This window comes from Enterococcus columbae DSM 7374 = ATCC 51263 (genome assembly GCF_000406925.1).
Lineage (GTDB): Bacteria > Bacillota > Bacilli > Lactobacillales > Enterococcaceae > Enterococcus_E > Enterococcus_E columbae.
Map to the genome: position 1 here is coordinate 1,024,509 of NZ_KE136347.1, position 23,566 is coordinate 1,048,074.

General features: G+C 35.9%; 24 protein-coding genes and 1 riboswitch. Of the genes, 3 read left to right on the plus strand and 21 right to left on the minus strand.

Annotated features, from left to right (window positions below; genetic code table 11):
* Positions 1–616: 616 nt before the first annotated feature.
* The 7 genes from RK02_RS04750 to RK02_RS04780 all read right to left on the minus strand — a co-directional run bounded on the left by RK02_RS04750 (position 617) and on the right by RK02_RS04780 (position 7,983).
* Positions 617–892 (minus strand): HU family DNA-binding protein, encoded by a 276-nt coding sequence (locus RK02_RS04750; RefSeq protein ID WP_016183123.1) that lies wholly within the window; start codon positions 890–892, stop codon positions 617–619.
* 213 nt (positions 893–1,105) lie between these two features.
* Positions 1,106–2,416 (minus strand): ribosome biogenesis GTPase Der, encoded by a 1,311-nt coding sequence (gene der / locus RK02_RS04755; RefSeq protein WP_016183124.1) that lies wholly within the window; start codon positions 2,414–2,416, stop codon positions 1,106–1,108.
* A 291-nt stretch (positions 2,417–2,707) separates the two neighbouring features.
* Positions 2,708–3,919: a 30S ribosomal protein S1 gene (gene rpsA / locus RK02_RS04760; RefSeq protein ID WP_016183125.1), complete on the minus strand. Its 1,212-nt coding sequence runs from the start codon at positions 3,917–3,919 to the stop codon at positions 2,708–2,710.
* 174 nt (positions 3,920–4,093) lie between these two features.
* Positions 4,094–4,768, minus strand: coding sequence for a (d)CMP kinase (gene cmk / locus RK02_RS04765; protein ID WP_016183126.1), 675 nt, complete (start codon positions 4,766–4,768; stop codon positions 4,094–4,096).
* 99 nt (positions 4,769–4,867) lie between these two features.
* Entirely contained in the window at positions 4,868–5,455 is a 588-nt protein-coding gene (locus RK02_RS04770; RefSeq protein WP_016183127.1) for an SAG1386/EF1546 family surface-associated protein, read from the minus strand.
* Between the two features lie 78 nt (positions 5,456–5,533).
* Complete coding sequence (locus RK02_RS04775) at positions 5,534–6,973, minus strand: RecQ family ATP-dependent DNA helicase (protein WP_016183128.1); 1,440 nt, start codon at positions 6,971–6,973, stop codon at positions 5,534–5,536.
* 11 nt (positions 6,974–6,984) lie between these two features.
* A complete protein-coding gene (locus RK02_RS04780; RefSeq protein WP_016183129.1) occupies positions 6,985–7,983 on the minus strand; it encodes a helix-turn-helix domain-containing protein in 999 nt (332 codons plus the stop codon).
* Between the two features lie 27 nt (positions 7,984–8,010).
* Between RK02_RS04780 and RK02_RS04785 the strand changes: the two genes are divergently transcribed.
* Positions 8,011–8,238: a ferredoxin gene (locus tag RK02_RS04785; RefSeq protein WP_018451668.1), complete on the plus strand. Its 228-nt coding sequence runs from the start codon at positions 8,011–8,013 to the stop codon at positions 8,236–8,238.
* A gap of 151 nt (positions 8,239–8,389) precedes the next feature.
* On the opposite strand, the gene RK02_RS04790 is transcribed toward RK02_RS04785, so the two are convergent.
* The 14 genes from RK02_RS04790 to RK02_RS04855 form a co-directional block, all read right to left on the minus strand.
* Entirely contained in the window at positions 8,390–8,998 is a 609-nt protein-coding gene (locus RK02_RS04790; protein ID WP_016183130.1) for an ECF transporter S component, read from the minus strand.
* 131 nt (positions 8,999–9,129) lie between these two features.
* Positions 9,130–9,260: riboswitch (FMN riboswitch) on the minus strand.
* A 120-nt stretch (positions 9,261–9,380) separates the two neighbouring features.
* Positions 9,381–10,103: a pseudouridine synthase gene (locus RK02_RS04795; protein WP_016183131.1), complete on the minus strand. Its 723-nt coding sequence runs from the start codon at positions 10,101–10,103 to the stop codon at positions 9,381–9,383.
* Between the two features lie 2 nt (positions 10,104–10,105).
* Positions 10,106–10,723, minus strand: coding sequence for an SMC-Scp complex subunit ScpB (gene scpB, locus RK02_RS04800; protein WP_016183132.1), 618 nt, complete (start codon positions 10,721–10,723; stop codon positions 10,106–10,108).
* Between the two features lie 34 nt (positions 10,724–10,757).
* On the minus strand, positions 10,758–11,492 hold the full coding sequence (locus tag RK02_RS04805) for a segregation/condensation protein A (RefSeq protein WP_018451667.1): 735 nt from the start codon (positions 11,490–11,492) through the stop codon (positions 10,758–10,760).
* A gap of 23 nt (positions 11,493–11,515) precedes the next feature.
* The gene (locus RK02_RS04810; RefSeq protein ID WP_016183134.1) at positions 11,516–12,400 is read right to left on the minus strand and encodes a tyrosine recombinase; all 885 of its coding nucleotides are present in this window, start codon (positions 12,398–12,400) and stop codon (positions 11,516–11,518) included.
* A 69-nt stretch (positions 12,401–12,469) separates the two neighbouring features.
* Positions 12,470–12,937 carry a ferric iron uptake transcriptional regulator gene (gene fur / locus RK02_RS04815; protein WP_016183135.1) on the minus strand — a complete coding sequence of 156 codons (468 nt, stop codon included), beginning with the start codon at positions 12,935–12,937 and terminating at the stop codon, positions 12,470–12,472.
* A 69-nt stretch (positions 12,938–13,006) separates the two neighbouring features.
* On the minus strand, positions 13,007–13,858 hold the full coding sequence (locus RK02_RS04820) for a CvfB family protein (RefSeq protein WP_016183136.1): 852 nt from the start codon (positions 13,856–13,858) through the stop codon (positions 13,007–13,009).
* 15 nt (positions 13,859–13,873) lie between these two features.
* Positions 13,874–14,194, minus strand: a complete 321-nt coding sequence (locus tag RK02_RS04825) for an AzlD domain-containing protein (protein ID WP_016183137.1) — start codon at positions 14,192–14,194, stop codon at positions 13,874–13,876.
* Positions 14,181–14,852, minus strand: coding sequence for an AzlC family ABC transporter permease (locus tag RK02_RS04830; RefSeq protein ID WP_051074598.1), 672 nt, complete (start codon positions 14,850–14,852; stop codon positions 14,181–14,183). Before RK02_RS04830 ends, RK02_RS04825 begins: the two co-directional genes overlap by 14 nt.
* Positions 14,853–14,971: 119 nt before the next feature.
* Positions 14,972–17,077 carry a cell division site-positioning protein MapZ family protein gene (locus RK02_RS04835; RefSeq protein ID WP_016183139.1) on the minus strand — a complete coding sequence of 702 codons (2,106 nt, stop codon included), beginning with the start codon at positions 17,075–17,077 and terminating at the stop codon, positions 14,972–14,974.
* Between the two features lie 188 nt (positions 17,078–17,265).
* Positions 17,266–18,378, minus strand: coding sequence for an RNA polymerase sigma factor RpoD (gene rpoD / locus RK02_RS04840; protein WP_016183140.1), 1,113 nt, complete (start codon positions 18,376–18,378; stop codon positions 17,266–17,268).
* Positions 18,379–18,399: 21 nt separating this feature from the next.
* Positions 18,400–20,244, minus strand: a complete 1,845-nt coding sequence (dnaG, locus tag RK02_RS04845; RefSeq protein WP_016183141.1) for a DNA primase — start codon at positions 20,242–20,244, stop codon at positions 18,400–18,402.
* A 287-nt stretch (positions 20,245–20,531) separates the two neighbouring features.
* On the minus strand, positions 20,532–21,155 hold the full coding sequence (locus RK02_RS04850) for a lysozyme family protein (RefSeq protein ID WP_016183142.1): 624 nt from the start codon (positions 21,153–21,155) through the stop codon (positions 20,532–20,534).
* Between the two features lie 85 nt (positions 21,156–21,240).
* On the minus strand, positions 21,241–22,248 hold the full coding sequence (locus RK02_RS04855; protein ID WP_016183143.1) for a nucleoid-associated protein: 1,008 nt from the start codon (positions 22,246–22,248) through the stop codon (positions 21,241–21,243).
* Positions 22,249–22,423: 175 nt separating this feature from the next.
* Here RK02_RS04855 and RK02_RS04860 point away from each other — a divergent pair, with 175 nt between their 5' ends.
* Both RK02_RS04860 and RK02_RS04865 read left to right on the plus strand, forming a co-directional pair.
* Positions 22,424–22,675, plus strand: a complete 252-nt coding sequence (locus RK02_RS04860) for a hypothetical protein (protein WP_016183144.1) — start codon at positions 22,424–22,426, stop codon at positions 22,673–22,675.
* Positions 22,676–22,795: 120 nt separating this feature from the next.
* Positions 22,796–23,548: a hypothetical protein gene (locus tag RK02_RS04865; protein WP_016183145.1), complete on the plus strand. Its 753-nt coding sequence runs from the start codon at positions 22,796–22,798 to the stop codon at positions 23,546–23,548.
* The last annotated feature ends 18 nt before the right edge of the window (positions 23,549–23,566 follow it).

Genomic DNA, 23,566 nt, shown 5'->3' on the forward strand with positions numbered 1-23,566 from the left:
AAAACATGCTTAAAACATAAAAAAGCATCCGTTTCATAATGAAAGGGATGCTTGGTAAGAATCCCATTCACTAACACAAATAGGACTCAAACATTCGGGGAAATTTCCGTGTTCAAAGTCCTCTAGGTAATAATGACAATTAATAATAAATCATTGCTCAACTTGCGCATATGAATCGTCTCCTTACAAACAAATGATGTTTTTGTAATTTTTTATAATATACTTCTAATTTAATTAAAAGTCAATACTTTTTTTAATAAAAATAAAAATTTGATGGAATTTTCTGAATATTATTAACTAAACAACAAAAAGCTAGTATATCAACTGTCTTTACAGCTTATTGCTTCTTTACAATCGTAAATAATGAAAACTAGCCAACGACTTAGCTAAATCAAAATGAAAATTTAAAATAAAAAATGAGAAATTAAAAAAATATCCTAAATAAATTTCATTATTTATATTTTAGATTGAAAAATTTGTCGTTTTAATGCAACCTGCACAATCTCTTGCTGATTTTTCCATTGGAGAAAATCACTTACATTTTCACCAATCTAGGAAGCTGTTGGATATATAAAAAAAGAGCTCTCGGTAATACCGAGAGCTCCTACAAGTAACCTTATTTAACGGCTTCCTTCAAAGCTTTACCTGGTTTGAAAGCAGGCACTTTGCTTGCTGGAATGATAATTTCTTCGTTAGTTTGTGGGTTACGACCTTTACGTTCTGCACGAGAGCGAACTTCAAAGTTACCAAAACCGATTAATTGAACTTTTTCACCGTTAGCTAAAGCGTCTTGAATTGCTGCAAAAACAGCGTCTACTGCAGCAGTAGCGTCTTTTTTAGATAATTCTGTAGCCGCTGCAACTTTTTCGATTAATTCTGCTTTATTTGCCATGGATGATTCACCTCCTGATATTTGATGTGATGTTTTCCATCAGTCACCATCCTTGAGTGGTCCAAGGCTAGTGTGTAATATTGAATCATGTATCAATATCCTGATACTAAGTTATCATAAGAAGCCTATAATATCAAGGATTTTTCAAGCTTTTTCCCTTAAGCTATGTTTCATTTTGATTACAAACTAGAAAATTACTGAAAACACGACTTGTTATTTTCTTTTTCTTGCAATAATTCGAATCGGCGTTCCTTCAAAGGTAAAAGCTTTACGAATTTGGTTCTCTAAAAAGCGGGCATAAGAAAAATGCATCAATTCTTCTTCATTAACAAATACAACAAAGGTTGGTGGTTTCACGCTAACCTGGGTTGCATAAAAGATCTTCAAGCGCTTGCCTTTGTCCGTTGGTGTTGGATTAATCGCTACCGCATCCATGATAATATCATTTAATACTGCTGATGGTACACGGAGATTTTGATTTTGACTAACCTCTTCAATCATTGTTGGTAGCTTATCAAGACGTTGTTTGGTTTTGGCTGAGACAAAAATTAATGGCGCATAATCTAAATATTGAAATTCTTCTCTAATTTCTAATTCAAAATTACGCATTGTATGGGTATCTTTTTCAACCAAATCCCATTTATTTACTACAATAATCATCCCCTTACCGGCCTCATGAGCAAAGCCAGCTACTCGTTTATCTTGTTCACGAATTCCTTCATCGGCATTTAAAACCAGTAAAACGACATCTGAACGATCAATCGCTCGCATTGCACGCATCACACTATATTTTTCGGTCGATTCATATACCTTTCCACGTTTACGCATACCGGCAGTATCAATCATTGTAAATTTTTGACCATTTTCACCAACAAAGTGCGTATCAATCGCATCTCGCGTGGTTCCTTCCACATCGGATACAATCACACGCTCTTCACCTAAAATCGCATTAATTAAAGATGATTTGCCTACATTTGGACGACCGATTAAACTAAATTTAATCACATCATCTTCTTCATCCTCTGCTTCAGTTGAAAAGTATTTGACAGCCTGATCTAAAACATCGCCAATACCTAGACCATGACTACCCGAAATCGGATAGGGGTCACCTAAGCCTAATGAATAAAATTCAAAAATATCATTACGAAGCTCAGGATTATCCACCTTATTTACAGCTAGAATGACGGGTTTATTACTCTTATACAGCAAACGAGCAACCAATTCATCGGCATCGGTAATCCCTTCTCGAACACTTGAAATAAAAATAATTACATCCGCTTCTTCAATAGCAATTTCAGCTTGATGTTTAATTTGTTCCATAAAGGGCTCGTCACCTAAATCAATTCCACCTGTATCAATAATACTAAATTCGCGTCCTAACCATTCGCCCTTAGCATAAATACGGTCCCTAGTTACCCCAGGAGTATCTTCTACAATTGAAATACGTTCGCCAGCTATACGGTTAAAAATAGTTGATTTACCTACATTTGGTCGACCGACAATTGCAATCGTTGGATTCGCCATATTCTCTCCTCCTACAAATTTTCTCAATCTAGATTAGTTTACCGAAACTTACGCATTCTTGCAAGCCAAACTTATTTTTTTACGAAACAACAATAAAGCGAAAGGCTCAAATCCTTCTTTAGAATTGATGAACCTTTCGCCAGTTTTATTTTCATTATTCAATACAAAGCTGTATCTTATCGTGTAGGTTAAAAATAGACCATTTTTAACTATGAACAATTGTTTTATCCAAGCCTAATCATCTATTTGATTAAACTAAAGCTTTTTGCTAATGCAGAGTGCTTTCAACTCTTATTCTTCTGTTTTTAATGCGTCACCTAAAATATCGCCCATTGTAAAACCAGTTGATTCTTCAGGTAGCTCAAAAGTTTCTTCCTCAACAGCTTCTTCAGCCTTAGCCACTGCTGGTTTTTCCTCTAAAGCTTTAATGCTTAAGGCAATACGTTGCTCTGTTGGAGAAACATCTAATACCTTAACTTTGACTGTTTCACCTTCACGTAACACTTCATGTGGTGTTGCGATATGCTTGTGGGCAATTTGTGAAATATGGACAAGTCCTTCAACACCAGGTAAAATTTCTACAAATGCACCAAAGCTAGTCAAACGTTTAATCGTACCTTCTAATACACTACCTACAGCAACTTTTTCTTCAATATTTGTCCATGGTCCAGGTTGAGTATCTTTAATTGATAAGGAAATGCGTTCAGTTGTTGGATCAATGCTTAACACGACTACATCTACTGAATCACCAACAGTTAAAACATCACTTGGTTTTGCCACATGCGTATGGGCAATTTCTGATACGTGGACTAAGCCATCAATACCACCTAAATCAATGAAAGCACCAAAATTCGTTAAACGAGCAACTTTTCCTGTTAATTGGTCCCCTTCTTTGATTGAAGCAATCAGTTCTTCTTTACGTTTTAATTTTTCTTCTTCAACAACTGCTTTATGTGAAAGAATTAAACGATTTTCAGATGGTTCAATTTCGATAATTTTAAATTTCAAGGTCTTGCCTTTATAAGTATTAAAATCATCCACATAATGATCGTCTACCATTGAAGCTGGTACAAAACCACGTACGCCAAGGTCAACAACCACGCCACCTTTTACTACACTAGTAATTGGTGCTTCAACAATCTCACCAGCCTGGAATTTAGCTTCAATATCTTCCCATACTTTTTTCGCATCTAAGCGACGTTTGGATAGTAAGTAGCTACCATTTTCTTTATCTTTACCAATAGTAGCAATTACAACTAGTTCTAAAATATCGCCCACAGCAACTAATGAATTGATATCTTCTACTTGCATGGTAGATAATTCTTTACTAGGAACGACACCTTCCATGCCAATCCCTTCAATACCAACAATCACTTGCTTGTCTTCGATTGCTAGAACTTCACCTTTTACAATGTCACCGATATTAATTTCTTGCACACTGCTTAAAGCTTCCTCCATTGTTTCGTTAACTGTCTCTTGTGATTGAACTTCAAAATCTGTCATACATTTGTCCTCCTAACCGACAATTGTTCATATATACACTACAATAATAATTTTATTGCAAAATGCTAAAAAAATAAAGCGATTTCGCTTATTTTTTGAAAAAAATATTATCAAAACAAAATTCGTTAGTTATTCTTATCAAAAAAAGAATAACTAACGAATTTTCGCTTATTCTTAATTCAATTTTTGTTTAGCAATGTTTTCGATTGCTAAAACCACTTCATCAATTGACATTCCCGTTGTATCAATAGCGATTGCATCGCTAGCTTGTTTTAATGGTGAATTTTCACGATGAGAATCATAATAATCCCGTTTGGCAATCGCCTCTTTCAGCTCGTCAAAATCACACGCAATTCCTTTTTCCATATTTTCTTTGTATCGGCGTTGTGCCCGTTCTTCAACACTGGCATTTAGAAAAATTTTCACTTGCGCATCGGGTAAAACCACCGTACCAATATCCCGTCCATCCATAACTACACCACCAGCTTTAGCAATAGATTGTTGTTGTTTAACAAGCTCTTGTCTAACTGCCTTTAAAGCTGCGATTTGAGAAACATGCTGGGTTACTTCTGGCAAACGAATAGCCATTGTAACGTCTTGTCCATCTACAAAGACCAGCTGACCACCTTCAGCTTGTTTAAATGTGATGGGATAGCGATGAATTAAATCAACTAATGCTTTTTCATCAGTAAAATCAACCTGATATTTCAACGCTAAATAGGTGACACTCCGATACATTGCCCCCGTATCTGTATATATGTAGTTGAAATCTTTAGCGATGATTTTAGCAACCGTACTTTTTCCTGATGATGCAGGACCATCAATGGCGATATTTAGTTTATCCGACATACCTATTCTCCTTATCTTTCTCTCAACAAAAAGCAACTGAGTTTAAATTGAGGGTACTTCACAGATAAACTCAGTTACTTATTTTAAACAAAATATTTATTATTTAATACGAATTTGTTGTCCTGGCGTTAAATTAAAGTTATCGGCCGTCATGCCATTCAAGCGATAAATATCCTCTACTGATACACCGGTTCGATTGGCAATAGATTGTGGACCTTCGCCGGCTTGAACCGTTGTATATTCCTCACCAGCTTGGTTTTTAGTTTGTGAATCAGTATTTGTATTCGCATCTTCTGTTTGATTTTCAGTTTGATTTTCAGTTTGATTTTCATCTGCTTCAGCTGTTGCAGCAGATGAATCAGTGCTTTGAGTTGATTCAGTCGTACTATTCGTTGTCGATGCAGTCGTCGAAGTAGACATGCTTGACTTCGTGCTTGATTCTTTACTTGCAACTTTTTCTGTAGCTGGCTGATGATCAATGTAAAGCTTCCACACACCAAAAACAGCAGGACCAGCAGCAATGATAAATAATAAAATCAATACAATGGTTAAAAAGCGATGATTGCCCCGTTTTCTTCTGCCGCTTTGCACACGTGAAGGCACTTGCTCAGATTCTACATCATAAATGGGTTGCTCCCAAGGTTCATTCACTTGTCTATTCTCTTTTTTCTTTACTTTCTTAGGCAATGTAACGTTCCCTCCTATTTACTTTCCGAATCATTATACCATAGCTCTAAAAAATTTTGCGCAAAAAATTAAGGATATTTAAACTGTTTTAAAAATTTTTTTGAAAATAGCCTGCCAGTTAGTAACTGTATCCGGAAAAATCGCCTCTCTTTGGGACTGTTCAGCTAAATTAGGTACTTCTTGTGTATCGATATCACAACAATATTTAGGTTTTAGTGGCTGTTCATTATTAAAATAATCAGCCAACCATTGGCGCCGACAAGCTTGCGTATGAATAAAGGCAAGCATTTGCTTTAGCATCTGACGTTTGGTTAACTCGCTATCTTTCAAACGTTGCATAAAAGCTGCATAGCCTTCTTTTTGAATTTGTTGTTGCCATTTTAATTGTTGCTCAGATAAATACGCGGCATTTAAAAGTGCGGGTGCTTGTTCATACCAAGCTTCATATTCCTTTCTGGCATTTTTTTGCTGTTCCTGTAAGAAATAATGAATCTGCTCATCCTTTTCTTGATAGAGTAAAATTGCTTGACTTTGTTGACCGTCACGACCCGCTCGGCCAATTTCTTGAACATAATTTTCCAAGCTGTCTGGTAATTCATAATGAATCACAAAACGAATATCCGCTTTATCTATCCCCATCCCAAAAGCATTGGTAGCAATTAATAATTGCAGCTGATTTGCTTTAAATTGCGCTTGTAACAATTGACGCTGATTGCCAGCTAAGCCACCATGATAATAAGCAACCTGGTAAGTTGATTTTAATTGCTGATAGAGTGCTTCCACTCTTTTTCTAGTCGCACAATAAATAATCCCTGCGCCCTTATTTTCAGTTAAAAGCTGCGTTAAAGCTGCGAATTTATCGGTAACATGCATGACTTTTAAAAAAATATTTTGCCGATCAATCGGCTGTTCAAAAACAATAGGCTGATTGCTTAACAAAAGGGTCGTCAATTCTTCTTTGACCTTTTGTGTAGCACTAGCTGTTAAAGCCAAAGTTAGTGGTTGTTGCAGACTTTCTTTAAGCAAATGAAGATTGCGATATTCTGGTCGAAAATCTACGCCCCATTGTGAGATACAGTGCGCCTCATCAATGACTAATAATGCAATTTTTTGTTGACTTAAGCTTTGTATCACAGCTTCCTGACTCGCCATTTCCGGACTTAGAAAAAGGAATTTATAGTTGCTTAAGTGCGCTAAAACGTATGCTTTTTCTGATTTATCCAATAAACTATTCAGTGCAACCACTCTTTTTTCCCCTAATGCCCATAAATTATTGACCTGATCTTCCATCAATGAGACTAAAGGCGAAATGATCACGACTAAGCCCTCTAACAGATAGCCAGCTAATTGATAGCAAAGACTCTTCCCTGTCCCAGTTGGTAAAAGGGCCAAAACGTCTTTTTGTGCCAATAGTGCTTGGATAATTTCTTTTTGTAAGGGTCTAAAACTGGTAAAGCCATAATAATGCTTTAAAGCATCTTCTAAAGATTGAAATGCTAACTGATCTTTTGTTGTCATTTGCTTTTGACCTATTCTTTCTCTAACTTTCGTTGATTTAATTGATAAAGCTGACTAAGCCGGTAACATAGAAAGCCTTTATCTGCGTATTTTTCTTGAAAATCTTGATAAGTCTGCGTTAAAAGCTGCGCATCGACTATCAATTCAAACCGTTCAAAAGGAAATTTTGAATCTAATAGCGCCCATTCAATCATATGATCATTTAGTGTACCAATTTTTAATCTGCGTATTTGGGCGATTTTTTCGATACTATAGCCCTGTAAAAATAAATGACGCGTTTGGAGCATACTTTGATTGTAATTTAACAGTAACTGCGCATGAAATAACTGATAAAGTAAATTGTCGGGATGACGTAAGACTTGATACCAAAATTGGTGAATCATCGCTAATCCATAACATTCATTAAGTGGATAGGTTTGATATTCTTTCGGACAAAGTTGAAAAAAAGTACGTCCTTGATACTGTTCTCCTGATAAGGACTGAACCAAAAACAAGCTCACCTCATTAGGTAGCAAATCAAAAATCGCATAGCAATCCTCAATAAATTGCGCCTTTTTTTCAGGAGTCATTTCTGTTAAGATACGTTCTGTAAAAAAGACATAGAATGGACTGATTTCTACCGGTAATTGATTGAATGGCTTGGGCCAAGCAGCTAGATTTTGCACTAAGGCCTGTAATAAACGCCATAATTGCTGTCCATTTCTGGCAAAACGAAAACCATCTAGCTGAGAAATCACCTCATAATAAGGGGTTAGCAAACTAGCTGGTTGTTTAATTAAAATTAAGTCTTCTGCTTCTTGCTTCAGATAGTGTTGTTTAATTAAGGCATGAATGGATTGATGAAAATCCTTTTCACTTAAGTGTGGAAATAAACCAAAGACATTTAGTAAGCCATGTAATTTAGCATAAAAATAAGTCGAACTGGTTCGCTTACCTGTTAAAATGAGATATAGGGTTTTACGTTTTAACTTGTCTTTTTGATTAAACAAGGCTAGAATAAATTCGTTCATAAATTCCTCCAGAAAGTGGGTGAAATTTTGGAAACAATTTGTCAAATTATCCCCGAACAATGTATTGCTTGCGGATTATGCGCGGTTTACGCACCCGATTTATTCGATTATGATGAAGAAGGCATCGTCCGCTTTAAGGATTTTCCTGATAGCAATGAACTGACCTTAACTCCTGCACAACAACCCACAGCACTACAAGCATATCGTAAGTGTCCAGTTCGTGCAATCCTTTTAGAACAACCTTCTAGAAAATAAATACGTGCTGATTACTGAAAAAAATTAATTTTTAGCTCTCTTACGACGACTTTGATAAAAAAAACGCAGCTTCCACTTAAGTAATTGCTTAAGTAAAAGCTGCGTTTTCAATTTAATTGAATAATTATAGCGAATCGGTAGTTAATCCCTCTTAAGACAACCCCCGATGCTTGACGTTACTACGAATTTTCTTTTTAGATAACCAAGGTAACAGTTTAGCATGTAAGACAACGAATACTCCACTAACTAAAACACCTTTAATCAGATTAAATGGAATAATCCCAATAGCAATGTATTTCGCTAAAGTCATACCTAATAATTGATCAGCATTAAGCCCATAGAATTTTAAGTAAAGTGGCGTAATAACCAAATAATTCGCTACACTCATAAAGATGGTTAGAGAAAGTATGCCTAATCCGATACCCAATAGTTGATTTTTTCTATTTAGTTTTTCTTTAAAGAAATAATAGATTGGTAAACTAAAAACCATTGAGGCTAAAAAGCTAGCTACATCACCGACTAAATTAGCAGGATCAGCAATTCCAGTTGTTAATAAATGTAAAAATGAACGAATGAAAGCTGTCGCTATTCCAGCAAATGGACCAAATAAAAACATACCAATTAATACGGGAATGTCACTAAAATCAATTTTTAAAAATCCTAATGCTGGGAAAATAGGAAAAGCGAGATATTGCAAAATCAAACCCATTGCCCCTAAAACTGCGATACCGACTAATTGTTGAACTTTACTACTTTGCATGAAAATCCTCCTGACAAGGATCCATCTTCAATGAACCTATTAAATTCGCTTTTGTGAAAAAATAAACAAAATACCCTATTTTCACAGGGAAAATAGGGTATCTAATCACACAATTAGGCAAATCAAATACGCTCTATCTTCTTTATCCAGACTATACTGTCGGTACTGGAATTTCACCAGTTCAGCCATTTAGTAGTACTACTAAACAGGTCGTGGACTATCACCACCGGTCGGGAATTACACCCTGCCCCTGAAGACGAACCTTTATTATTTATTTTTAAGTTCACCTGTATTATACAGCAATTCAAAAAAAATACAAATGATTTTAACACTTATTCTGCCTAATTAAATAATTTTTTTGGTTTACACACTGCCAACAATATTATTTTGCTTTGGATTGTCCTAATAATTGCTTCACTTCTTTTTTAGTTAATTCACGAAATTCTCCTGGTTTTAAACCATCCAGAGTTAAGTCACCATATTTTTCACGTTTTAGCTTTTGAACAGGTAGCATCACAGCTTCCAGCATGTTCTTCACCTGGTGATTTTTACCTTCATGAATAGTCAATTGTACCACGCTCGTTTGTTTTTTTACATCAGTAGAAATAATTTCATAGCGAGCAGGTGCATATTGAACCTTCTGATAACGTAACCCTTTAGTTAAGGGATATAATTTCTTTTGATCGGCAATCCCTTTTACCTTAGCGACATACACTTTATTTACTTCATGCTTGGGATGAGTCAAGCGTTGGGCAAAGGCCCCATCGTTCGTCAAGATTAATAAACCTGATGTATCATAATCTAAACGGCCGACTGGATAAATTCGTTGGGTGACATCACTAAAATAATCCGTCACCACTTTACGTCCCTTATCATCACTCACCGCTGAAATAACACCTCTTGGTTTATAAAAAAGATAATAGACCGGTTCTTCTTGATAAATGGGCACCTCATCTACTTCTACTTGATCCTTAGCTGAAACCTGAACACCTAATGTTGTTACAACTTCACCATTGACCTTTACTCGTCCGGCAGTAATCAATTCCTCAGCTTTTCTTCTTGAGGCAATCCCCGCATGAGCAATCACTTTTTGTAATCGTTCCATATTTATTCCTTTCCATCACTTTCTTTTAGTTCTTCCGTATTTTCTCGATGAAAAATCGCTTCATCCACTTCTTTAAATAACTGATTTGGCAGCTCTTGAGCTAAATCTAACTCCATTTCTTGAATATCAGGCAATTCCTTTAAATCACGTAAGCCAAAGTAATCCATAAAATACTGCGTGGTTCCATAAATTCGTGGTCTACCAGGTGCCTCTAGCCGGCCGGTTTCTTCAATTAATTGAAAAGAGACCAATTTTTGAATAGAAGCACTCGAATTCACACCACGAATTTGATCCACCTCTAAACGCGTTATTGGCTGTTTATAAGCAATAACGGCTAATGTTTCTAAGGCAGCTTGCGATAAACGGTTAGCCATTGGTGACTGCGCATATCGTTTTAACAGCTTGGTATGCTGCTTTTTGGTCGTTAGCATAAAGCGATTGCCCAATTCTTTGATTTCGATTGCACATTCAGAATTATCTAGATAGCGCTGATTTAAGCGTTCAAGCTGTTGATAGACTTCAACTGTAGAAGTCTTTAATAAATAGCCTAATTCATCAAGTGTAGTGCCTTCATCACCAGCTACAAATAATAATGCTTCAATTTGACTAATGATACTCATAATTCAAAAACCTTTCAATCCTATTTCTAAATAGCTAGGCAGCAAATAGATAAAGCGCAGAAAAATGATCCTTTTGTCTAACAATTATTTTTTGATGCTTCATTAATTCTAACAAAGCCATAAAAGTCACGACGACCTCACTACGATTATACACTGTAAGCAAATCCTCCAAAGCTAAGCCCTTTGAAGCTACCTTTGTTTGTAATTGTTTTTCGATTTCTTGCATTTTCTCTTCAATACTAAATTCATCAGCAGCAATCGTCGCCTGCAGAACCTGTTGGCGTTTTTTCTTTTCCAGCAATTGATGAAAAGCTAAGAATAGATCAATGGTATTGATTTGATTTTGATCTAACTTCTGCTCAGTAGTATAATCCTGTAAATCCATGGGCTTTTTCGTATAATACTGACTACGCTCTTGGGCTTTATCGGCTAATTTCTCGGCTGCATACTTATATTTACGATATTCAACTAGCTGTTGGACTAACGCTTCTCTTGGATCTTCTTCATAGATAGTCTCATCATCAAATTCTACCGTCTGCGTTGGCAATAGCATTTTGCTCTTCATTGCCATCAAGGTCGCCGCCATCACAATATATTCTCCAGCAATTTCTAATTCCAGGGTTTGCATAGCATGAAGGTATTGTAAATATTGCTCCGTAATCTTGGCTATCGGAATATCATATAAATCAATTTCTAATTGATTAATTAAATGTAACAATAAATCCAGTGGCCCTTCAAAGACATCTAATTTTATTTGTAATTCTTTCATAAATTCCTTTCTTCCTATGTCTATCATGCACGTGGGAAATACTTCAAATAGGTTTCACTTAATCTCTTCTTGGTCATTCTTACATAGATTTCAGTCGTAGAAATATCTACATGACCTAAAATTTCTTGAACCGTTGCCAAATCAGCCCCATTTTGCAATAGATGAATGGCTAGGCTATGGCGAAAGGTTTGTGGAGTCACACTTTTTTCAATTTTCGCTTCTGTAATAATTTGCTTAATAATTTTCCAAATTCCTTGACGCGTAAACGGTTTGCCACGATGGTTCACAAATAAATAAGGACTGTCGTCGCTAATTAGCTGTGGTCGGGATTGCTCTAGATATAACTTCAGCCAATTTAACGTAGTTGGCCCCAAAGGAATAATCCGTTCTCGATTGCCTTTACCTATTAAGTGTAACAATCCCATCACTAAATTAAATTCACTGAGCTTTAACTCAATAAACTCGCTTACCCGAACACCTGAAGCATATAGCAGCTCTAACATTGTCCGATCACGTAAGCCTAAGACTGTGGACGCATCAGGTATTTGCATAATCTGCTCAATTTCTGCTAGTGTCAGATATTCTGGAGCTTTACTTGATTTTTTGGCAAGTTCGACTTGTAAGGTTGGATTATGCTCAGTTATTTGCTGAAGTTGTAAATACAAATGAAATTTTTTCACACTACTGAGCATCCGCATCATTGTTGCCTGTGCTTTCTCTTGTCTTTGCAAATTGCTAAAAAAATCAATCACTACCTTACGTGAAACATCATTCCAATGGTTTATTTTTTGGTTCTTCACATAATGCAAATACTGTTTTAAATCATTTTGATAACTTTGAATGGTATTTTGCGATAAATGCTCCTGTTGATTTAAATAGATAAAATAGGCTGTCAAAATCTCTTCCATAAAACTTTCCTCTATCACTCAAAAAAAGAGGGCAGAAGTGTTCCTACACCTTCTACCCAACAGTTGTCCTTAATCTTTTGGCTGTTGCTTCATCTTTTGTTGGCAGTTTTTACATATTCCATGAAAGGTTAAGCGATGATCTTTAATTAGAAACTGGAATCGTCTTTCTACCACTTCTTCCACACCGCCTAATAGATCTTCTTCAATCTCTTCAATGTCGCCACATTCTAGACATAGTAAATGATGATGAAAACGTTTGGCACCTTCTTTGCGCAAATCATATCTGGCTACTCCATCATTGAAGCTGACTTTATCGACAACTTTTAATTCAGTTAAAATTTCTAAAGTACGATATACGGTTGCTAAGCCAATATCAGGATTTTTACGTTTAACAAAGAAATATATTTCCTCTGCAGACAGGTGATCCTTCTCATTTTCAAGTAAAACCATTAAAGTCGCTTCACGTTGAGGCGTTAATTTAAAACCGGAATCATGTAATAATTTTTTTATTTTACTTAAGCTTGGTGTATTATTCACGACTCAAAAAGCCTCCTACATTGCTTATACTCAATTAACTTAAGAAACAAACTAGCTATCAATCAAATATTATAGCAGTTTGGTTTGTCCGTCAACTTGTTCAATCAATTTTTCTTTCATCAAGTGACCTAAAGCACGCTTAAATTGTCCTTTACTGATACCAAACATTTGCTTAATCGCTTCTGGACTTGATTTATCAGTATAAGGCATGGTTTGGGTCTGACTACGTTTTAAATAAGCTAAAATCATTTGTGCATCATCATTAATTGCCTCATGCGCGCGTGGCTTCATGGATAAATTCAATACCCCATCTGGTCGCAAACCAATCACACGTGCTTGGACTTTTTCACCTAAGCGTGGTTCTTGATAACGTTCACTAGGATGTACAAAACCAATATAATAATCATCAGTTAACAGATAACTGCCAGCTAATTTCAAACGATAGACAGTCCCCGTCACATTTTCATTTTGCTGACTTTCTTGGCCTTTTCTAGCCATCGCTTTAAACATCTTTTCATCAGCCAAAGTCGCCCAAATTCTATTTTTAGCATCTACACGTAAGCTAACAAATAATTGATCTCCTGCTTTGGGCCATAACTCGCGAATAGTCGGTAATTCATCACAAGAGACTACCATCTCTTTATCACTAATACCAATATCGACAAAAACTCCTAAGTCTTTGCGCACTTGAGTCACCGTTGCAAAAGCATAATGCCCTTTTCTAACTTTTGGTATCTTGGTCGTTACACAAGATTCTTGTTTTTGATTGATATAGGTAAAACCTTCTACCATCTCACCGATTTGATGCGCTCCTTCAGCTTTATTTAAACGAAAGGTTTGACCATTTTTTTGTAAAAAATAAAAATGCTCATTTTCATCAATAATTAAACCACTAATTATGGTTGCTAATAACTCGTTCATCATGTCTCCTTATAATTAAAAAATTAGCCGGATCACTGCAATCGTAATCATGCCAGTCACCACTATTTTCATTAAGTCCTTAGTATAGTATCCCACGATTAGCGTTGGAATACAAGCAATCAATTCAGGAATTTTCAGCAGCGGCCAGTGATTTTTTTCAAAGGTTAATAAACTTTGGAAAAATAACGCTCCCAAGATACAAATGGGTAAACAATTTAAAAATAATTGCACTTTTGGTGGAAAAGACATTTTCCTAGAAAAAATAAAAGGGAGAATTCGTGGCAGCCAAGTCACGAATCCACATAATAAAAACAAATGAAATTCACTCAGACTCATGAGTCATCACTCCAATCAAGCAGCCCAACAAAGTAGCGCCTAAAACGGCAATTTCCGCTGTACTAATACGCATCAGTACAATCAAGCTAATCAGAATCGTTACTAAAATTTGGACCGTACTCTTAGTCTGTTTTTTTAAAGGAATTTCCACTTGAAATAGAAAAAGCCCTAAAAACATCGCCACTAACGCAAAATCCAAACCATATTTAGCCGGATCGGTGATAAAACCACCAAATAGTGCACCTAAGATTGTTGCAATAATCCAGCTAATATAAGCCGTTAAATTGAGCCCATACATCCAGCTAGCCGTTACTGGCTGTTTCCGTAAAATTTCGGTAATGACCACCCCATAGGATTCGTCTGTTAACAGACTACCAATGCCTATCCTAATAAATAACCCCTCATTTTTAAAGGTTTGGGCAACGGATAAACTCATTAAAAAATGACGTAAATTAACCAAAAATACCGTCAATACAATCGATAATAGTGGCGCATGAATACTCAATAAGCCACACAATATAAATTGAGAACTACCGCCATAAACTAAAATCGACATTAAACCAATGGCCCAAACACTTAAACCAACCCCTTTACCAACAACACCCATCGCAAAGCCAATCCCCATATAACCTAAAACAGTAGGCAAGCTAGCCTTCATTCCCTGTTTAAAAGTTAGTTCCTTTGCCAAAATAAAACCCCCCTTTTTTTTAAGATAAGATAATAAATCTTATCTTAACGAAAAAAGGGGAGATTGACAACTGTCATTACAGGCTTAAATTAACGGATGGTATGATCATTCCCATTTCCTTTATAAAAACCTGTTTTACAGTTAATGGTTACCACATACATTGGTTTATCTGGACTAGCACTAAATTTAGCGCTTGGACTAATTGAATATAGATTGTAATAACCTTCGCCATTTTCAATACGTACACGTTCTAAAACATAACCACCAGGCACAACATAACCACGATCAATACATGCCTGTAAAACTTTTTCCTTGATTCCAGGTGCCCAGGTCCAAGCTGGATTATTTACATCCTGCAAATCACTCAAGCGTGTAGCAATAATTGGTTGATTATTGACTTGATGCGTCGTTTGTGGTGTTAATACCTGTGTCTCTTCACTTAACCAACTTGCATAAACAGGTTGCGTATTATAAGCATTTTCTGCACTAATTGTAGCAGAACCACTAGTATTATTACTTGAACTAGTTTGATTGTTCGCACTAGTAGCTGAGGTATTTGTGCTATCCGTTGCAGCGTTTGTACCTTGGTTGGTTGTATTGGCTTGCTGGGCTTGTTTTTGCTCATTTTCTTGCTTCGTCAAAGCTTTGTCGATAGTTTGCAATTGCTCCGTCATTGCTGTTTTCTGCGTACTAGTAAATAATTGATCGACTAATTTTTTAGCTTGTTGATATTTTTCACGAGTAACTGAGCTAGCTAATAACTGATTTTTATAGCCAGCCATTAGCTCATCAACAGCCTTTTTTGCAGCCTCATAGTTTTTATATTCATCTTGACCTTGCTTAATCGCCAGATTAGCCAATTGATCGAAAGCCGTTTTGCCTTTTCTTAACTGTAAATCAAATTTTTTAGCATAATCAATATGTGCCTCATGATTTAATTTACCATTGGCTAAAATCGCTTTGGTGAAATAGCCATTAATATCTTGCTCAGCTAACAATTGTTCTTTCGCAGCTTCTAAACGTGTTTTTAATTTTTTATAATTTTCTTGACCATCAAAATTAGCTAATTGTTTAGCTAGCTGATTGATTTGAGCTAACGTAACGGTCGATTTAATAAAATTACGTTGTTTCGTTGTATATAAATCATCAATCTTTGACGATAATTTGGCAACCTGTTGGTCCACTTGTTCTAAGACCTTCTCGTCACTAGTATTACTACGCTGCTGATGCGCATACCAATAACCAGTTCCCACGGCTAACAATAAAGCTGCCGCTAAAGCAACCGAACGCCATTTTTTATTTTTACCAGTCGTCTCTAGTTGCTGTTCTTCAGCTATTTCTAAATCCTCATTTGCTGTAGCTGGTATTGGATTTTCTTCCACTTGCGTTGTATTTAATTTTGAAATTTGAGTTAAGGCCGCATCAATATTTGCCTGTGGCGTGTCTGCTTGCTCTTTGACATCATTGCTATCAATTAAATAATCCGGATCAAAATTTGTTCTATCCTTCGCTTGGTTGATTGTCAAGGAAGAGTCAGCCGATGTTGCTTCAGCTATGTGCTTTTCATCAATAGCGTCTGTTGCAGTAATAACTGTTTGTGCTTCTTGTTTGTCAGCCATTACTGTTTTATCTTCAACGCTTGATGCCTCCTCAGTTGCTATTGCTGATTTTTCATCAGCTAGCGCTTGTTGTTCAGCAAGCTTACGCGCATTATGTTTTTGCAAATACTCAGCAAGAATCGGATTTGGCGCATCATCATCAGCATAGTCTACATTATCATCACTCTCATTGGTGGAGGCTACTTCGTCTATCCCCTCAGTAGTATCCGCCTCAGCATCAGTCTCAATCGAAGCTTCTTCTGTCTGCCGTTGGTGAAGATCGGAGTCAGTAACTAAATGATTAGAATCTGTCGCATCCTCAATCGATTCATTTACCGGCTTTACTTCATCGGCTTCATCCTCTAATTCACTGTCACCACTCATATGCTCCATTAAGGTCCCAATTGGCACTTCTTGCAGATCAGACCATACAATATTATCATTTTTTTCTGTTGTATCTTCTTCTAAGTGAATCACTTCTTTATTATCAATTCGTAATTTTTCAGCTATGTTTTCTTTAATTTCTTTGCCACAATTTGGACAAACAAGCTGATCTTTAATAGGTTCAAAACCACAATGTGGGCATCGATTAATCAATATAAACGACTCCTTACTATTATTTCTATCCTTAAATGTACCATATCTTATAGATTAAGCCAATGACTCCTTTCGATATTTTATCAATTCACAAATGAAATTTTAGCATTTTGTTTGAAACGACATCTAAATGTAAAAAAACTTCGGATAGCCGAAAACGGTTATCCGAAGTTTACTTAAATAAAGGATTATTCTAAAAAGTCTTTTAATTGTTTAGAACGAGATGGATGGCGTAATTTACGCAAAGCTTTTGCTTCGATTTGACGAATACGCTCACGAGTAACACCAAAAACCTTACCCACTTCTTCTAAAGTTCTTGTACGCCCATCATCAATACCAAAACGTAAACGCAACACATTCTCCTCACGATCGGTTAAGGTATCTAAAACATCTTCTAATTGTTCTTTTAGCAATTCATAGGCTGCGTGTTCAGCTGGTGAAGTGGCTTCTTGGTCTTCAATAAAATCACCTAAATGTGAATCATCCTCTTCACCAATTGGCGTTTCTAATGATACCGGCTCTTGAGCAATTTTTAGAATTTCACGTACCTTTTCTGTTGGCATCTCCATTTTTTCAGCAATTTGTTCAGGTGTTGGTTCGTGACCTAATTCTTGTAAAAGCTGACGTTGAATCCGAATCAATTTATTGATGGTCTCAACCATATGAACAGGAATTCGGATAGTTCTGGCTTGGTCTGCAATTGCACGGGTAATTGCTTGACGAATCCACCAAGTTGCATAGGTTGAAAATTTAAACCCTTTACGATAATCAAATTTTTCTACGGCTTTCATCAAGCCCATATTTCCTTCTTGAATTAAATCAAGAAATTGCATTCCTCTACCAACATATCGCTTAGCAATACTTACGACTAAACGTAAATTTGCTTCAGCTAATCGTTGTTTAGCCTCTTGATCGCCATCTTCAATTTTTAAAGCAAGATTCACCTCTTCATCAGCTGTCAATAATGGGACGCGCCCAATTTCTTTTAGATACATACGAACTGGATCATTGATTTTCACACCAGTTGGCGCAGACAAATCACGATCATCTTCGGTGTCAGCTTCTTCTTGCTTTTCACTATTTTTTAAAGAGTGAATAGATGGTTCACCATTTTCATCGACAACACTAATCCCTGCATCCTCTACCTTTTGAATCAATTGATCCATCGCTTCAGCATCTAATGAATAGGGGACAACTAATTGATTCGACAGTTCATCGTATAAAACTTGACCTTTATAACGATTCTCACGAATAAATTGTGATAGTGCTTGTTCATAAGATTTTTGTGGTTGTTCTGACATGTAAGAAACTCCCTTCACCTATTAACTCATTTGTTTCAATTGTTTGGTTAATTGAATAACTTCCATTGCAAGCGTCAGCTCTAACGCTTGATTGCCTTGCTGACTAGCTAATTGCTGCGCAGCTTTTTTTTCATTTAATTGCTTTTCTAAGCTTACGCGCTTAAATAATTTTTGTAAATCTTGCCATTCCTTTTCTTCCATTTGTTCCGGCACATTCAAACTAGCGATATCAGCAACAATATTTTTAAGCTCGGCTTCTTTTAAAATATCTAAAAACTTAGCTACCTCAAAACTACCTGTACTTTCAACAAGTGTATCATATAAAAAATAAATTTGTTGATAATTCTCATCAGGAAATTCTATCTGCTCTGCCTTCACACGCTGATTTAACCTTGGATTGGTAAATAATCGATTTAACAATAATTCTTGCGCTTTTTGTAACTGTGTTTTCTTCACATGAGTAATCGTTACGATAGTCTGCGCTTGTTGGTTAGATTGCATGTTACGATTGTAGGCACTAGTTGATTGTTGTTGATTTAATCTGCGCTGTTGCATAAACTGACTTTGCAAGGCATCTCGACTAATATTGAATTCAACTGCTAATTGATTTAAATAGCGGTCTTGCTCAATAACTGAATCCACGCGAGTTAAATCCATCAACAATTCTTGCACATAAGCAAGCTGCTCGCGTTCATTCCCTAGATGACGATTTTGTTTTCGATAACGCATCAAAAACGGAAAGACCCCTTCACGGCCATGAACAGCTAGCTGATAAAAAGCCTCTTTACCATATTTCTTGATATATTCATCCGGATCAAGCTTTTCTGGTAAAGAAACAATCGCTATTTTTAACCGTGTTTTTTCTTCAAATAATTCAATTGCCCGAAAAGTTGCATTTTGTCCAGCCGAATCACCATCATAAGCGATAATCACTTCCTTAGCTAGTCGTGAAATCATATGAAGCTGTTGATCAGTAAGGCTCGTTCCCATCGAGGCTACCCCATTGGTTATTCCAGCCTTGTATGCCGAGATCACATCCATAAAGCCTTCAAATAAGTAGACTTCCTCTGATTTACGAATACTTGAACGAGCTAAATCCAGATTAAATAAAACATCACGTTTATTAAATAAAAGCCCCTCTGGACTGTTCAAATACTTAGGCTGTTCTTTATCCTCTACTTGATTTGCTTGAGGTAAAAAGCGCCCAGAAAAAGCAATCACTTTCCCTTGTTCGTTGCGAATCGGAAACATAATGCGCTGATAGAATCGATCCATCAACTGATTGTCACCGTATTGAACAAATAACCCAGAAGCCAACATTTCCTCAAAAGTGTAGCCGTCATTAGTGAAAACTTTAAACAAAAAATTGCGTTCATTTGGTGCAAACCCAATTTGAAAGGTATCCATTAATGACTCATCGAGCGCACGACTTTGCAAATAACTTAATGCTGGTTGACCGACTTGTGTGTGCTTTAACATATGCACATAAATTTCACAAGCCTTTTGGTGCATTTGTAATAATTTTGTCTGCAAAGGCGAATGCTGAATCATTTCCTCAGGCTGTTTATATTCTTCAGCCAAGGCGATTCCTTCCATTTCAGCTACTCGAACAACTGCTTCTTGAAACGAAAGTCCCTCTAATTCTTGAACAAAATTAAAAACATTGCCACCTTTTTTGCAGCCAAAGCAATAGTAAAATTGCTTATCTTCAGCTACCGAAAAAGAAGGGGTCTTTTCATCGTGGAAAGGACATAACCCTGAATAATTTTTCCCTGCCTTTTTTAAATGAACATGTTGACCTATAATATCTACAATATTTGTTTTACTACGAATATCATCAATAATATTTTGTGGAATTTTTGCCATCCAAACACCTCCTCAATCAATGAATTGAGAAAATTTTACTTAAGGTACACCAAGCGAAATCTCCCATTTTCACTACGTACATCAATGATTCACTCTATTCACATTTATCGCTAGATTATACGTTAAAATGTGGTAGATAAGGCTTTTGACACCAAAGTAAAGACTGAGAATCAGATCTCAGTCTAAAAATACAGACAATATTCCATGCTATTGATTGTAGCATATTTCGGCGTTTTTTCAAGTTAAATGTTCTTATTTCAGCACAAAAAATCATGAACAAGCTAAGCTTAGCTGTTCATGATTTTTTGATACCAATGAAGCTGAAATTGATTAAGCTTGACTAATTGCGCATAGTAAAAATTGCCCCCATTACGGTAAAGATAGCCTCCATTATGCAAAATAGAAATAATATGAAGATATCGATAACGTACTTGGCTCGTATTGCCTAAAGCTGGCGCTAATTTTTCCTTTGAATATTTTTCAGCCAAATCAAGACTATGCTTTTTTCCATGTTGGGCAACATAATCAATATAATCCATGCCGAAATTATAGGCCTGAATAACCGTCGCAAAGTCACATTGAAGCTGTTTATTATGCTGATATAAATCAACAAAATGCTTCACACCTTGCTGCACACTTCGCTTACTATCATCGAATTTGCCTGCTTGCTGTGTTAAGCTTTCAAAACTTTGCATCGGATCGTCGCCTTCGCCTTTACTTTCCGTCATAATAATCGCTAAAATACTCTCTGTATACTCTGTTAACTGATATTTAGCTAATTCTTTGCGAACTAAAGGTTCAAATTGCTGGACTCTTTTTAAATCCTGATATTTCTGATAACCAAATAAGCCCAATAATATTAGCAATAAGACAAAGCTTCCCAGGAGTAGACGTTTGATTAGTTTTTTCATAGCTTTCCCCCTAGAAATGAGCATAGTTCTATCTTAAACAAAGAAGGCGAATCATGCTAGTTATATAAACATTCGTAAAAAAAAATTATAATTTAGCAGAAATATCTTCAATATTTTTAATCGTTACCGAAATCGTACCGTCTGGTTGATTGATAAACTCAAGCTTACTTGGATCACGATAAACATCCATCGGAATAATCAATTCAATTCCATTGGATAAAACTAATTTTTGCTTACTATATTTCTTTTCGCTAATCTCTTTAACTTGAGAAATCATAGGTACCTGGGAGGTAATTCCTTTTTCAGCAACTTGTTCCTGAAAAGCTAATTGGGCAGTAATATTTTCTTTAAATACTTCCTTGGCGATTTTTTCAGGCTCGATATAGCCGTTTTCCTCAATAGATTGAGCAACCGCCTGTTTGACATCAGCTACAACTTGAAAATTTGCTTCATCAAAATCTTTACCAATCTTACTTGCTACTTGCTTTATCACACGCACATTTTCTTCTAAAGAAGCTGCTGGGACCTGTTCAATAAAAGCTGTTGAAAAATAGCTTTTCTTTTCACCAGAAAACAGATATTTTTTTTCAATTAATTGAAATTCATAATTCAATAGCTGAATCAAAACACCTTCATCTACCTTCTGACTCTTATTAGCCAAAATAGCCCGGTGCAAAATCAATTTATTCTCCACCCCTTGGTCTTGGCTTTCAACAAAATGTGTATAGCCTTCTGCAAAGTTAATTTTTAAAAAAGCTAGATAGGGAATCGTATCTATTTCATATTTTGCGATAATGATATCACAGGAAGGCGCTTCTTCACTTTGCTGATAGGCTTCATACCATTTATTGACTAAATGATGCGATAATTCAATAAACTGCTCCCCGTAAGTATTTAAAAGTTGTGCAACTGCACTATCAGGCGCTAACATGCCTGCTTTAGTTTGTGGTGATGAAAGTTTTTGAATTTTCTTTTCGATATATTCACGGATATAATCATTAGCTAAATCTAAAGGAACTTCTGATAATACTGGATCTCCCGTTTGACGATCAATAATATGTAAAATAGCTTCTTTCAAATAAATAGTAAACATGCTTGTCCTCACTTTAATCATAATATTTGCACCTTACTAGTTTACCAAAAAACTTCTCTTAATGAAGTGTAAAATACAATTTTTTACTAAATACATGAAAGATATTTGTAATTATTTTAAAAGGTTGTTACACTAGAATGGCTAAGTAAATCTATTTGTGATCTGAGGTGAAAGGATGGACAAACAACAACTTGATGCACTTCCCCTTTACGTTCAAAAAGCTTTACATCCAGATTTTGTCTTTTTAATTCAACCAAATTTAATTCAGCACTTTCCGGCTAGAAATTGGCAGAGAGAACAATTTTTAACCGCTCTAGATGAACGTCTAGGAGAAAAATACCGTTTATCCACTTGGCATGGTTATGCTGTGGCGATTGCTGAAGAAAAAGACTGTATCGCTATTATCCCTAAATTTGAACATCTATAATTTTTTGAATTTAATTAAAAATAACTTGTTTTTTTTAAGTGAAACATCATTTTTTCAAAAAAAGACTGTTCATTTGTCCCAATTTTTCTTATAATCATTTAGTATTGAGAGGAGATTGTTATGAAGAAAAAGCAATTACAAAAATTAATGAAGCATTTCCGCCCATCAATGGAACAAACCAAAACCCAATTATTTAGAGAACTAGAAAAGAAAGCCATGGCTTTGTATCAATTACCAATCAAGGTTTACATCTATCGAAACCGTAAAAATGAAATGATTATCGAATTTTTAGGCGAGTCTGATAAAGAAAAGACAATTGCTGTGCCTTTAGATAAGAATTTCAATACCGTTATCAAGCGAATTCAAAATGAAGAAGAAGGACTTTTCGAACGTTTTAGTACCAATCTAGTTGAAGAAATCGCTAGCTATTGGCAAAGACCGATCGTACCAGCTGCAGAGACTACGGCAAATGAAGGAAAAGAAACGGTTGAAGAAGTAAAAGAAGCTACCAAAGAAAGTAAAGAAGCTGCTACCGAAGAAAGTAAAGAAGCTGCTACCGAAAAAGTAGCTGAACAAAAGCCAACTGAACAAGTAGCAGCATCTCGAGCAACTACACAAGAAGCAGATGTTTTAACTGCTGAAGCCTTTATTGAAAAAATCAGTCAATTTCCTAAATTCAAGGTCAATGAAACTGCAGATGCCTTTATCGTAGTTGAACAAGCTGCCAAAGAAGAACGTGTACTGGCAAGCATCGATAAAAAAGTGGCAGATACTTTCCAAATTGAAAATGCCCTTGAAAGAAAGTATAAATTAAAATTGGAAGTCATTCCATTAATCGAAGCCTTTGCTCACACAGCCATTGCTAAACGTTAAGCTAAATCAAAAAAAATA